At 49.7% G+C, this 12828-nt stretch carries 12 protein-coding genes; 7 read left to right on the forward strand and 5 right to left on the reverse strand.

The features are described from left to right. The first annotated feature begins 291 nt into the window (after positions 1-291). On the forward strand, positions 292-1125 hold the full coding sequence (locus tag P2H89_RS15965) for a DUF3667 domain-containing protein (protein WP_275828540.1): 834 nt from the start codon (positions 292-294) through the stop codon (positions 1123-1125). Here P2H89_RS15965 and P2H89_RS15970 read toward each other — a convergent pair whose 3' ends face one another. Together P2H89_RS15970 and P2H89_RS15975 are read right to left on the reverse strand one after the other, a co-directional pair. Continuing rightward, on the reverse strand, positions 1126-2070 hold the full coding sequence (locus P2H89_RS15970; protein ID WP_275828542.1) for a sterol desaturase family protein: 945 nt from the start codon (positions 2068-2070) through the stop codon (positions 1126-1128). It lies immediately after the preceding gene. A gap of 142 nt (positions 2071-2212) precedes the next feature. Continuing rightward, positions 2213-3133, reverse strand: a complete 921-nt coding sequence (locus P2H89_RS15975) for a sterol desaturase family protein (RefSeq protein ID WP_275828544.1) — start codon at positions 3131-3133, stop codon at positions 2213-2215. A gap of 139 nt (positions 3134-3272) precedes the next feature. On the opposite strand from P2H89_RS15975, the gene P2H89_RS15980 reads away from it, so the two are divergent. Both P2H89_RS15980 and P2H89_RS15985 read left to right on the forward strand, forming a co-directional pair. After that, positions 3273-3773 (forward strand): YkgJ family cysteine cluster protein, encoded by a 501-nt coding sequence (locus tag P2H89_RS15980; protein WP_275828546.1) that lies wholly within the window; start codon positions 3273-3275, stop codon positions 3771-3773. A gap of 97 nt (positions 3774-3870) precedes the next feature. Beyond that, entirely contained in the window at positions 3871-6093 is a 2223-nt protein-coding gene (locus P2H89_RS15985; RefSeq protein ID WP_275828548.1) for a cation:proton antiporter, read from the forward strand. Between the two features lie 91 nt (positions 6094-6184). Here the strand turns inward: P2H89_RS15985 and P2H89_RS15990 are convergent, their stop codons facing one another. From P2H89_RS15990 to folK, 3 genes are all read right to left on the reverse strand, one after another. Next, entirely contained in the window at positions 6185-7435 is a 1251-nt protein-coding gene (locus P2H89_RS15990; protein WP_275828550.1) for an MFS transporter, read from the reverse strand. Positions 7436-7453: 18 nt separating this feature from the next. Next, entirely contained in the window at positions 7454-8086 is a 633-nt protein-coding gene (locus P2H89_RS15995; protein WP_275828552.1) for a deoxynucleoside kinase, read from the reverse strand. A gap of 211 nt (positions 8087-8297) precedes the next feature. Beyond that, the gene (gene folK, locus P2H89_RS16000) at positions 8298-8783 is read right to left on the reverse strand and encodes a 2-amino-4-hydroxy-6-hydroxymethyldihydropteridine diphosphokinase (protein WP_275828554.1); all 486 of its coding nucleotides are present in this window, start codon (positions 8781-8783) and stop codon (positions 8298-8300) included. Between the two features lie 60 nt (positions 8784-8843). Here folK and sppA point away from each other — a divergent pair, with 60 nt between their 5' ends. The 4 genes from sppA to P2H89_RS16020 are packed head-to-tail and all read left to right on the forward strand — an operon-like array spanning position 8844 to position 12824. After that, positions 8844-10598 carry a signal peptide peptidase SppA gene (gene sppA, locus P2H89_RS16005; RefSeq protein WP_275828556.1) on the forward strand — a complete coding sequence of 585 codons (1755 nt, stop codon included), beginning with the start codon at positions 8844-8846 and terminating at the stop codon, positions 10596-10598. Positions 10599-10653: 55 nt separating this feature from the next. Then, positions 10654-11760, forward strand: coding sequence for an ABC transporter permease (locus P2H89_RS16010; protein WP_275828558.1), 1107 nt, complete (start codon positions 10654-10656; stop codon positions 11758-11760). A 23-nt stretch (positions 11761-11783) separates the two neighbouring features. Then, the gene (locus tag P2H89_RS16015) at positions 11784-12278 is read left to right on the forward strand and encodes an SRPBCC family protein (protein WP_275828560.1); all 495 of its coding nucleotides are present in this window, start codon (positions 11784-11786) and stop codon (positions 12276-12278) included. 36 nt (positions 12279-12314) lie between these two features. Continuing rightward, positions 12315-12824, forward strand: a complete 510-nt coding sequence (locus tag P2H89_RS16020; protein WP_275828562.1) for a DUF2911 domain-containing protein — start codon at positions 12315-12317, stop codon at positions 12822-12824. Positions 12825-12828: the final 4 nt, after the last annotated feature.

Raw genomic sequence — 12828 nt, forward strand, 5'->3', positions numbered from 1 at the left:
ACCTTACGGTAACCCTTCTAAAAGGGTGCAAAGTTAAGTGGAAACATTCACACTAACAGGTGTTTGCGCAATCCGGTGCATATGATGGGGAAAACCCATTGAAATACAGGGTGGTACAAGCTTCTGCAAGAGGTAAATATAGACCTCAAAAGGATAATCGGTCGGAGAAAGGGAGGAATGGGGGCGCAACGGGATACTCAATTCAGGACGGGCGTACTACAACCTTGTTTACGACACAGTTGCGGGCCGAAAGCGTTATTTGCTTACATTAGGGAGCCAAGCTGCTAACCCATGCATACCAACAACTGCTTAAACTGTCAGTCGAACTTGTCCGAGAACCAGCGCTATTGCGCCAAATGCGGCCAGCAGGCCGCCATACACCGGTTTTCCATACCCCACTTCCTGCACGAGTTCTTTCATGCCTTTACCCATACCGACAAAGGCATCTTCCACCTGCTGAAATGCCTCGCCACCAGGCCAGGCACTACCGCCCGGGAATATCTGCAGGGCAAACGCAAAGCCTACTTCAACCCATTTACCTTCTTCCTCATCGTGATGGCGATCTACGTATTGGTAGATCCCTTTTTCGTAAAGGCCGTGCCGGAAGCAAGGCCCGATCAGGAGGTACTGGCCCGCATTCCCACCGCCGAAGGCCGCGAACGGTATGTGAGTATACTACACCGAGCCAATAACGTACGGCATTTTCTGACCTCCAAAGCCAACATCGTAGCCATGGTAGCCGTACCGCTGATAGCTTTTATATCCTGGTTGTTCTTTTACCGCCGTGGGTTCAACTTTGCCGAACACCTCACTGCTAATATGATGTTCGTAGTGTTCAGTAACCTGGTGCTGGTGGTATTGATCTTTCCACTGAAAGCGATGCTGAAGAACGATTCGTTGGGGGCCAAATTACCCTTTCTGGGAATGCTGTTGCAAGTCCTGTATCTGTGGTGGTGTTATAATGGATTCTTTCAGTTTCGAACGCCCGCATTGCGTACTAAATCCTTCCTGGTAAGCCTATTCTCGATCAGCCTGTGGTTCATGTTCTCACTCACCATGGTGGCGATCTATATCTACCAAAGCTGGGACTTTTATAAATTCTTTGGCCTTATGGCCGGAAGGTAATTACTGGCCCGAAGCTTTAACGGCAATCGGATCCTCCTGGAGCTCGGGCAGGGTACCTGCCTCTTCCTCCCTCATTTGCTCGCTCGTGAGGCGGCTGCCATCGTGGCTCCAGCCCGGAGGACCGAATACATACCCCCATTTCTCCCGCCAGCCAATATCGGTGCGGGAAATATCCTTGAAGATGTTTTGCCATTCGTGAAATACGACCGTAACGGGCGTCTCCTTCTCCGTCGGCTTGCTGGTGAGCCCGTACCGGATGGGTTGGTATTCAGTAGCCGGCAGTTCGGCCTGGAATGTGCCAAACAGCTTATCCCAGATGATCAGGAACATGCCCATGTTCTTATCGAGGTACCTGGCATTCGAAGCATGGTGTACCCGGTGGTGCGAAGGCGTCACCAGGATATGTTCCAGCCAACCCATTTTATGGATCAGTTCGGTATGCACAAAAATGCCCCAGATCTGCGTGGCAGAATAAACGAATACGATGTCGATCGGCGAAAAGCCCATCAGCGCCAGCGGTATAAAATAAATGAAACGATACAAAGGTTGAAACACCGAAGAGCGGAATCCCACGGTGAAGTTCATGTGCTCCGACGAGTGGTGCGTTACATGCACCGCCCAGAACAGGCGTATCTCATGATCGAAGCGGTGCAGCCAGTAATACAGGAAGTCTTCCAGCAACACCAGCATGAACCAGTATACCACCACATGACTGAAGGAGAAGATATGATGCCGGTAAAAATAATCGAGGATCACCAGGTAAGCGCCCCTGAACAGCAGGTCGATCGCGCCATTGGCCAGCATCAGGTAACAGTTGATGGCAGTGTCTTTCCAGGTATATGATTTGCGATGGCGGTAATTGCTCAATAAGATCTCCAGCCCGATGATGATGAGGTAGATCGGGGTGCTGATAAGGATGAGTATTTGTTCCCGTAATGAATCCATGCGGCAACAAAAGTAAGCATCCGATGGTAAATGAATTGTCAAAAATTAAGCGGTACCCGTTTGTGTGCAGTCTACATAGATTAGAATTTATATACATCATAAAATTCATGTGGCGATCATGATAAGTGGACAGGATAACTGATCACCCATTTCCAGCTTGTATCAACGTATTATCGACTGCTTCGATGGCCCTGAGCTCCTTGCTCGTATGCCGGCTGCCATTGTGGCTCCAGCCAGGCGGACCAAATACATACCCCAACCGTTGTTTCCAGTTGATACCGGGCTGGCGTACATCCTGCCATATATCGGCCCATTCATGAAAGATGACGGTAGACAGGGTATCATCCTGCATCGGTGTTTTCAGCCCATAACGGATGGGTTCATACTGCAGGGCCGGTAATTCCGGTTGAAACGTGCCGAATAGCTTGTCCCAAAAAATAAAAACAGATCCCATATTCCGGTCGAGGTACCGGGTGTTGGAAGCATGGTGTACCCGGTGGTGAGAGGGGGTAACGAGCACGTATTCGAGCCATCCCAGTTTGCGCACTTTTTCGGTATGGGTGAGGATAGCCCATATTTCGGTAATGGAATAAACCAGCAGGATATCGGCCGGCTGAAAACCCGCCAGCGCAACAGGAATAAAGAACGCAAAGCGATACAAGGGTTCCATCACCCCGGCCCGGAAACCCACCGTAAAATTGAACTGGGCCGAAGAGTGGTGGTTCACATGCACCGCCCAGAAAAGCCGGCAGGTATGGCTTAAACGGTGCAGCCAGTAATGCATCATATCCACCACCAGCAGCAGGCCCACCCAATACATCCAGGAGTGGCTCAAATGTGTGAATGCAACGCCAAAAAAGAAACTCAGCAGGGCAAAACTCACTCCCCGCATCACCAGGTCTACAACGCCGCTACAAATACTGAGGGCGAAGTTCTGGATGGTATCGCGCCGGCGATAGCTGTGGGTATGGTGCAGGTTGCTTAAAATGATCTCGGTGCCAATGATGATGGCATAAAGCGGCGTGGTGATCAACACCAGTAATTGCTGATGAAGTGTACCCATGCCCCCGTCAATTCAAAAAAAGTACCATGTAATGCTGGCCCGGTTCAGTAACTTGCAGGCGTAAATAATTCTAATCACATTCTAATGGTCCATTAATCTGCCGGAGCGTATAATTGGCTCTTGTGGAATGATTTAGCGGATGCAGATACCCATCAACGATAACTGGAAAAAGAAGGCGGCTGCCAATCAAAAGCAGTACGGGCGGTTCCTGAAGCAGGCCGATAAGAACAAAGTGTTGAAACAATTGCCCGATTTGCACGAAGAGGCATTCAGCCACATCGATTGTTTGCAATGCGCAGCCTGTTGCAAGAACTATTCGCCGCGCTTCAAAACACCGGATATCAAGCGTATCAGCAAACACCTTAGAATGAAGGAAAGCGTATTTATAGAAACCTATCTCCGCCTCGATGAAGAAGGCGATTACGTCGTGAAATCGACACCCTGTCCCTTTCTCGGCGATGATAATTTTTGCTCCATCTATGATGAGCGTCCTTCCGATTGCGAGCGTTTTCCCTATACAGACGAAGATGTGTTGTTGAAAAGACCACAACTTACCCTGAAAAATGCAAGCTTTTGTCCTGCTGTATACCATGTCATGGAAAACCTGATACAGCAGGCGGAAAATAAAACAGGAAAATAGCCGCTGCCTCCCAACAACAAGACAATATTTTTTGTATAATTCAGCTATTGCTAAGAATAGGATCTAGTTACCAAAGACGATCATAAACCAACCGCCCATGCATTTACCTGACCTGATTGTAGACCTCGCCCTCATATTGGGTGTAGCCGGTATCACCACGCTTATTTTCAGACGCCTGAAACAGCCGGTGGTATTGGGTTATATCCTGGCAGGCCTGCTGGTCGGTCACAATGTACCCTGGACGCCCACCATCTCCGATGAAGCCAATGTGGAAGTATGGGCCAAGATCGGTGTGGTGTTCCTCTTGTTCAACCTCGGACTTGAATTCAGTTTCAAAAAGTTGGTGCGCATCGGCGGCACGGCCTCCATTACCGCCATCGTCGAAATTGCAGGCATGCTGTTGGTCGGCTTCCTCGTGGGCCGCCTCATGGGCTGGTCAACCATGGATAGCATCTTTCTCGGTGGTATATTATCCATTTCATCAACAACCATCATTATCCGCGCTTTCGAAGAACTGGGCATCAAGAGCCAGCGCTTTGCAGGCATCGTGTTTGGCGTGCTCATCGTCGAAGACCTGGTAGCCATCTTATTGATGGTGATCCTTTCCACCCTGGCCGTAAGCCAGCAATTCGCTGGCGGTGAAATGCTCATTTCCCTCGCCAAACTTGTTTTCTTCCTGGCCGTATGGTTCCTGGCCGGCATCTTCCTGTTGCCGACTTTTCTGCAAAAGGCCCGTAAGCTCATGAGCGAAGAAACACTCCTCATTGTATCACTCGGCCTCTGCCTTGGTATGGTCGTGCTGGCAACCAGTGTAGGATTCTCGCCCGAACTCGGGGCCTTTGTAATGGGGTCCATCCTCGCCGAGACCACCATGGCCGAGCGCATCGAGCACCTTGTGAAGCCAGTGAAAGACCTGTTTGCCGCTGTATTCTTCGTGTCGGTCGGTATCATCTTCGACCCCGGTACCATCATTGAATACAAATGGCCGGTGCTCATCCTCACCGTGGCCACCATTATTGGCAAAGTCCTGAGCACAACAGCCGGGGCTTTGTTATCGGGCCAGCCGCTGAAGCAATCACTGCAATCGGGCATGAGCCTCGCGCAAATAGGAGAGTTCTCGTTCATCATCGCATCCCTCGGACTTACCCTCAATGTAACAAGCGGCTTTTTGTATCCCATTGCGGTAGCCATCTCGGCGATCACGACCTTTACCACGCCTTACCTGATCAAGTTTTCCGAGCCGCTGTATCATTGGATAGAGGCGCGCCTGCCCATGCGGTGGAAGGTGGCCATCAATCAATACGGTACCGGTGCGCAAACTATCCAGGCCGAGAGCGATTGGAAGATCGTATTGCGTTCTTATATCACTATTATGGTGATCAACTCCGTCATAGTATTGGCGATCGTGTTGTTATCACAACGCTTCCTGCTGCCATTGATAGCATCTTCTGTCAACAGCGAAACCGTCGCTGCGGTGATCACGTGCTTTATTACGCTGGTGGCCATAGCCCCCTTCCTCTGGGCCCTGGCCATCCGCCGCCTGCATTCCTTTGCCTATGCCAACCTTTGGCTCGATAAAAAATACAACCATGGACCGCTCGTAATGCTCGAAGTAGTGCGTAACGTGCTGCTGGTAGTGCTGGTAGGTTTCCTGGTAGATCGCCTGTTCACGGCAATGATCGCGGTGCTGGCGGTGCTGCCCGTGATCATCGTGGTACTGCTCATCTTTTCGCGCAGACTGCAATCGTTCTATTCACGTATCGAGAAAAGGTTCTTGTCCAACCTTCACGAACGTGAAGGCGCCACCCATGGATTGCCCCACCTTTCGCCCTGGGATGCACACATTGCCTATTTCACGATCCAGCCCGAATCGAGCGTCATCGGCAATACCTTGCAGGAATTGGCCTGGCGCGAACAATACGGCGTGAACATCGCCTCCATCGAAAGAGGCAAACGCACCGTCTATGCACCCACCCGATTTGAAAAGATATTTCCGTACGATAAGATATCAGTGATCGGTACCGATGTGCAGCTGGAGAAATTCCGTAAGGTCGTGGAAACAGAGGTCATACCAGAAGAAAAGCAGATCGCCCGCGAAGATATTACCCTCAATAAACTGATCATCGACGAGCATACCGCCCTTCGCGGCCAATCGATCCGCAACTCCGGCATCCGCGAAAAAGTGAACGGATTGGTCGTAGGCATCGAACGCAATGGAGAACGCATCCTCAATCCCGATTCAACCACCATCTTCGAGTGGGATGATGTAGTGTGGATCGTGGGCGATCGCAAACAGCTCCATCAGTTGGTGAAAGAATAATAGAAACGCCCGCAGAACAGCGCCGCTCTGTGAGCAGCCTGCAAAACCCCGCTCAGGCGGTGAGGCATTTTAACTGCTGTCTGACTATTACTTAGTATTCAAACTTCCGCAGGGTAGGGGCTTTGAACCACATGGCCATCACCACCAGCAAGGTCATGGTGCCGCCAAAGATAACAGAAGGCACTACGCCCATAGCCCGTGCAGCCAGCCCGCTTTCCACCTGGCCAATCTCATTCGATGAATTGATGAACATCGAGTTCACCGACGAAACCCGCCCGCGCATATTATCGGGCGTTTTCAATTGCAATATGGTGCCCCGCACCACCACACTGATGCCATCGAGAATGCCGCTGATGAGCAAAGCAAGGAATGAAAGCCAGAATATCTTCGAGAAACCAAACACGATAATACACAAACCATAACCCGCCACCACATACAGCAGGGTGAGGCCCTGCTTTTTGCGCAGTGGGAAAAATGTAAGCGTAACGATCACACTGATGGCGCCGATATCGGTGGCAGCATTGAGCCATCCAAAACCAATGGGACCTACATGCAGTATCTCGCCGGCAAAGAAAGGGATCATGGCCACTGCGCCGCCAAACAGTACGGCAAACATATCGAGCGTAAGAGCCCCCAGCAGTTCTTTCGTGGCAAACACATATTTCAATCCTTCCTTAACACTCTCCCAGGTCTTTTGCTCACTGTTCTTATGCAGGATGGGTTTGGGTTTGATGAGCCAGATGCAGATGGCCGAAATGACCAGGTAGCCCATAATGATCGAGAAGGTAACCGAATAACCGAGGTAGGCGATCAGCAATCCCGCCGATCCATGCCCCAGCACCGAGCCGGTAAGCCAGGTAGTGGAGCTCCAGGTCACAGCATTTGGTAACAGAGGCTTTGGAACCAGTTGAGCAAGGATAGAGCTGGAGGTAGGACCCGAAAAGGAACGGATAAAACCGGTACAGAAAATGATCAGGTAAATACCCAGTTGCACAAAGCGCTTGCCCATACTCACCTCAACGCTTTGGAAAGTTATGAAGAGCAATCCGGTAACACACAGCAGGTATAAGAGTATAGTGCGGAACAGGAGGGTGCGTTTGTCGCTTTTATCGACGATATGGCCCGAGTAAAGGGCCATCGTAATGGCAGGAATAGCTTCCGATAGACCGATCAGCGAAACCTGTAAGGGGTCTTTCGTAAGCAGGTAGATCTTCCACAATACCAGCGTGGCCACCATGCGCATGGCCATAATGAAGAAGAACCGTTGAATGATGAAGTAGCGAAATTCTTTGATGCGTACAGAGGCGAAGGGGCTGTTCTGACTTTGAAGATCGGTATCCATGCCCGCAAAAATAAAAAATTACGGCAAAGTAAGGTAATGCTGTCCGTAGTCGTAGTCCTTTTCCAGGGCATCCGTGATCACTTTTAAATGCTTTTCATTGCCCAGGAAATCGGCATTGCTCGCATCCACAAACAGCGTCTTCATATTGTGCTGTTTGATGTAATGCGTATAGGTCTCCTGTATTCTGAAAAGATATTCGTCGGGGATGTTCTGCTCGTATGACCGGTTTCGCTTGCGGATATTTATTTGCAGTTTATTGACAGGCGCGTGCAGGTATATCAGGATCTCCGGTTGGGTGATCTGCTGGTGAATGATCTCAAACAGCTTCTGGTAAAGACGAAATTCTTCTTCGGGCAGGTTCACCTTGGCAAACAACAGGCATTTGGTAAACAGGTAGTCAGTAACGGTGACGCTCTGGAAGAGGTCTTTCGTATGAATGAGTTCTTTCAGTTGCTTATACCTTTCGGCCATGAAGAACAATTCGAGCGGAAAAGCATACTGGGCGGGGTTTTCATAGAACTTGCTGAGGAAAGGATTGTCAGCAAAAGCTTCCAGGATCAATCGCGCGTTGTACTTTTTGGCCAGTAAATGAGATAAGGTGGTTTTACCCGCCCCTATATTGCCTTCGATGGTGATAAAGTGATAGTTCATATATTGATTGCGGGAAACGTCAACGCCCGTCAAAATAAAGGAAATGGATACACACCTTTATCGGGTGATCATAATTTGTGGAAAAGTCTGGGGGAAATACGCAATCGATCCTGTAACGGGCCAGTTATCAGCCGCTTTGTGGTTTATCACCTGCTTGGGCAGCTGCCACCGGCTGCAAACGACGCCAGGCAGCAATCATTCCTGGCTTATCTCAGTCTTTTAATCGCTGAACCTCGAGCGTGTCCGGGCATTCCAGCAATAATTGATGGATGGATTTGTGTAAAACCGGGTGCATCAGCTGCGGCGCTATCTCTTCCAGCGGCGCCAGGGCAAACCGCCGGTTCTGCACTTCCGGATGGGGGATGGTGAGCGACGGCAGGTCGATAATGTCATTATTAAAAAAGATTATATCAATGTCGATAATGCGCGGCCCATACCTTTCATCCCGCACCCGCCCCAGGGATGTTTCCACTTCCAGCACGTGGTGGAGCAGTTCGGGTGCTGAAAAGTGCGTTTCGATCCGTAAAGCCTGGTTGAGGAAGGCCTGCTGGTCGGTTTTACCCCAGGCGGCTGTTTCATACAATGCCGATTGCTGCCGAACGCTTCCGCAGCGTTCATCGATGGCTTTTACAGCCTGGTGCAGGTTTTGCTGCCTGTTGCCTACGTTGCCGCCTATCAGTAAATACGCTTTATTCATATATTGCATCCCGTCGAAGGGTCAAATATCTTTGAATTTTGTATTAAAATCAATTAGTTGATGAATAGCTTCCTGAAAATATTTCTGGCATCCCTGGCCGCACTTTTTTTGTTTACCGTGATCATGATGTTCATCACGATTGGTTTTTTGAGTGGCCTCGCCACACCCAAAAAGGAGTCAACCGGTTCCAAAGCCGTATTGATGCTCGATCTTTCGCAACCATTTACGGAAGTCAAAAAAGAAAACCCACTCGCCGGCCTGGGGGGCAAAGAACAGTATTCAACACCGGCTTTATACGAAGTGGTACGCCTCATCCGCTATGCCAAATCCGATTCGTCCGTGAAGGGGATCTATATTAATTGTGGAACCAACAGTAATGGTTTTGCAACGGGCGATGAATTGCGCCAGGCCCTGCTCGATTTCAAAGCAGGGGGTAAGTTCATCTATGCCTATGCCGACGTGATCAACCAAAACGCTTACTACGTGGCCAATGTTGCCAATAAAGTGTATTGCAATCCCAAGGGTGGGCTCGACTGGCGCGGCTTCTCCATGCAGATGGTATACCTGAAAGGCACCCTGCAAAAACTGGAGATTGAACCACAGATATTCTATGCCGGAAAGTTCAAGAGCGCTACCGAACCATTCCGCGAAGAAAAAATGACCGATGCCAACAGATTGCAATCTACTGTTATCCTCAATGACCTGTACGGACACTTCCTGTTGCAAACGTCCGCAACACGTAAGCTCGATACCGCCCTGTTGCACCAGTATGCCAACGAAAACCGCATACAGTTTGCCAACGATGCACTTCAGTATAAACTCGTCGATGGATTGAAGTACGACGATGAAGTGAAAGACGAGATCAAGGAAAAGCTCTCTGTGAGCAAATACGACAAGATCAATTTTGTAAGCCTTGGCAAATATGCCATGGCCGTTAACTATAAAGCCACCGGCGAAAAGAAGATCGCCGTGATCTATGCCGAAGGCGATATCGTAGATGGCAAAGGCGACCAGGAGAACATTGGCGGCGATACCTACCGCAACCTCATCCGCAAAGCCCGGCTCGATACCGAGATCAAGGCCATTGTAATAAGGATTAATTCAGGAGGCGGCAGCGCCATGGCGAGTGAGAACATGTGGCGCGAAATCGCGGTGGCCCGGCAGGATAAACCCGTCATTGTGAGTTTTGGCGATGTGGCGGCATCAGGTGGTTATTACATGGCCTGTGGTGCCGATAGCATATTTGCACAGCCCAATACCATCACCGGCTCCATCGGTGTGTTCACCCTGCTGCCCAATATGCAAAGCTTCTTTAAGAACAAACTGGGTATGACCTTCGACGGCGTTAAAACCTCCCCCGACGCAGATGCACTGTCGGTATCCAAACCACTCACACCGGCACAAAGACAATATTTACAGAACGACGTTGATACCATCTACCAAACCTTTAAGCAACGCGTAGCCGCCGGCCGCAAAAAGAGCGTCGAATACATCGACAGCATTGGCCAGGGACGCATCTGGAGCGGGTCGCGTGCCGTAGAACTCGGCCTGGTCGACCGCATCGGTGGTCTCGATGAAGCCATCGAAGCAGCCGCGAAACTGGCTAAAGTATCAGGTTATGGACTAAAAGAGTTTCCCGAGCCGCGTAATATCTTCGAGTTGATATTCGGTGATTACCAGCAAAATGCAAAGCAGTCGGCCATCCGGGAAGAACTAGGTGCCGAGGGTATGAAAACCTACAATACCCTTAAAAGGGCAAAGGCTATGGTGGGTGTGTCGCAGGCAAGACTACCTTTCGATTTTTCGATAGATTAAGATATTTCCCTTCGTAAGCCATAGTTTTGCTGCTCATTTAACTACAGGACCCCATATGCCGCAACCATACAATCAGTTCCGGGGAATGCTGGCCATTACCAGAGCCAGCCTGAAAGCCGTGTTCAGAAGCCCGAGTGCTGTGATCTTCAGTTTTGCCTTCCCAATGGTATTCATATTGGTGTTTGGCTTCATTGGCGGCGGCGGAGGCATCAATGTACGCATCGCATTCGATAAAAAGGCCGATACCACTTCGCCTATCTATACTAATATTCAGAAAGCACCTGGTATCCGCATAGTGAACAAAGGCGAGAAAGAACTGCTGGAAGACCTGGAGAAAGGCCGTATTACAGCCATCCTTAACATTCAGAAAAGCAACGATAGTTTATCAGACTACAAGCTAAGCTTCAAGAGCTCCGGTGCGGTAAATCCACAGAACCTCGAAATATTGAGATCCATATTTGAGTCGAAAGTAAGGTCAGTGGATGAAGCACTCTATGGCAAAAAGCACACATTGGTGGCGATCGACAAACAGGTCGAGATGGTGCCCGGCCGTGTGTATCGCACCATCGATTTTATCTTGCCCGGTCAGCTTGGTTTTTCACTCATGAGTGCCGGAATATTTGGTGTGGCATTTATCTTCTTCAATCTGCGCCAAACCCTGGTGTTGAAACGCTTCTTTGCTACGCCCATCAAACGTTCTTATATCATATTGGGTGAAGGCCTCAGTCGGGTTATCTTTCAAATGATCACCGCCGTGGTGATATTGCTCGTGGGACATTTCTTCTTCAAGTTCACCCTCATTCATGGGGTGCTCACCATGATCGAACTCCTCATCCTGAGCTTTATCGGATTGATCGTATTCATGGGCTTTGGTTTTGTCGTGAGCGGTGTGGCCAAGAACGAAAGCGTCATACCACCCCTGGCCAACCTGTTCACTTTGCCGCAGTTCCTGCTGGCAGGCACCTTTTTCTCGATCGATAATTTCCCTTCCTGGCTGCAGCCGCTTTGCCGCATATTGCCCCTTACCCATATGAACGACGCTATGCGGAATATCGCCTTCGAAGGGGCGCACCTGACCGATTGCGGAACGCAGATCGGAGTACTCGCCATTTGGGGCGTGGTGGCCTATGCAGGAGCAGTGAAAGTATTCAAGTGGGAATAAGTCCAGTTTATTAAATATCCAATATGCGCATCGTTAAATTAGGATTGATCAGTTTTGTCGTATTGTTCCTCATCGTGTTCGGAATATCCTTGCTGATACCCGGTTATATCCGCATCTCGAGGGCAGTCAATATCACCGCACCCAAAGACAGCATACAGCATTACCTCACTGACTTGCGCCAATGGAAGCAGTGGAATGGCCTCACCACCGCCGCTACCGTCGTCAACCCCGCCTGGTCGGCAAATACTTTCACCAGCGATGGACTGCAGGTAGCATTAAAAGAGGTAAAGACCGACACCATCACTACCAACTGGAAGCAGGAGGGTGGCCGCGAAATTGCAAGTGGTTTCACCCTGCATACCATAGATAACACCACTGTAGTTCAATGGTATTTCGATTTTAAACTTCGGTGGTACCCCTGGGAAAAATTTGGTAGCATCATTTTTGATAAGCAATTAGGGCCTCCTATGGAGCAATCTTTGGGTGCCCTCAAAAAAAAGCTGGAATCCATTCCCTGATCACTTAAATTCACGAAACACTAATAAACACGTTGTATGAAAAAACTACTATTTCTGGCTGCCATGGCTTTTGCCGGCACCATGTTGTTGTCGACCGAAGCAGCTGCCCAGGGTAAGGCAAGTCCGCATGATACGGTGGCAGTAAAAGATATCAAAGTAACTTATGGCCGTCCTTACAAGAAAGGACGCGTGATCTTTGGCGGACTTGAAAAGTTCGGCAATGTATGGCGCACCGGTGCCGACCAGGCCACGGAGATCACATTTACCAAAGATGCCACCTTCGGCGGTAAGCCGGTAAAAGCGGGTACCTATTCTTTGTTCACCATTCCTGATGAAAAAGAGTGGACCGTGATCCTGAACAGTCAGCTGAAACAGTGGGGCGCCTACAAATACAACGAGATCAAAGGCAGCGATGTACTACAGGTAAAAGTGCCCGTAAAGCACCTGGAAAATGTAGTAGAGCAGCACACGATCCGCTTTACGCCTAAAAATGACCTGATCATCGAGTGGGATCAAACCCAGGTATCAGTGCCCATCAAGATCTAAAACA

The sequence above is a fragment of the Paraflavitalea sp. CAU 1676 genome (assembly GCF_029223285.1).
In the GTDB taxonomy this organism is placed as follows: domain Bacteria; phylum Bacteroidota; class Bacteroidia; order Chitinophagales; family Chitinophagaceae; genus Paraflavitalea.

Excerpts from the sequence above, each read along its gene's own strand:
- P2H89_RS15965 (WP_275828540.1), top strand. The coding sequence starts at position 292 with ATGCATACCAACAACTGCTTAAACTGTCAGTCGAACTTGTCCGAGAAC.
- P2H89_RS15970 (WP_275828542.1), bottom strand. The coding sequence starts at position 2,070 with ATGGATTCATTACGGGAACAAATACTCATCCTTATCAGCACCCCGATC.
- P2H89_RS15975 (WP_275828544.1), bottom strand. The coding sequence starts at position 3,133 with ATGGGTACACTTCATCAGCAATTACTGGTGTTGATCACCACGCCGCTT.
- P2H89_RS15980 (WP_275828546.1), top strand. The coding sequence starts at position 3,273 with ATGCAGATACCCATCAACGATAACTGGAAAAAGAAGGCGGCTGCCAAT.
- P2H89_RS15985 (WP_275828548.1), top strand. The coding sequence starts at position 3,871 with ATGCATTTACCTGACCTGATTGTAGACCTCGCCCTCATATTGGGTGTA.
- P2H89_RS15990 (WP_275828550.1), bottom strand. The coding sequence starts at position 7,435 with ATGGATACCGATCTTCAAAGTCAGAACAGCCCCTTCGCCTCTGTACGC.
- P2H89_RS15995 (WP_275828552.1), bottom strand. The coding sequence starts at position 8,086 with ATGAACTATCACTTTATCACCATCGAAGGCAATATAGGGGCGGGTAAA.
- folK (WP_275828554.1), bottom strand. The coding sequence starts at position 8,783 with ATGAATAAAGCGTATTTACTGATAGGCGGCAACGTAGGCAACAGGCAG.
- sppA (WP_275828556.1), top strand. The coding sequence starts at position 8,844 with ATGAATAGCTTCCTGAAAATATTTCTGGCATCCCTGGCCGCACTTTTT.
- P2H89_RS16010 (WP_275828558.1), top strand. The coding sequence starts at position 10,654 with ATGCCGCAACCATACAATCAGTTCCGGGGAATGCTGGCCATTACCAGA.
- P2H89_RS16015 (WP_275828560.1), top strand. The coding sequence starts at position 11,784 with ATGCGCATCGTTAAATTAGGATTGATCAGTTTTGTCGTATTGTTCCTC.
- P2H89_RS16020 (WP_275828562.1), top strand. The coding sequence starts at position 12,315 with ATGAAAAAACTACTATTTCTGGCTGCCATGGCTTTTGCCGGCACCATG.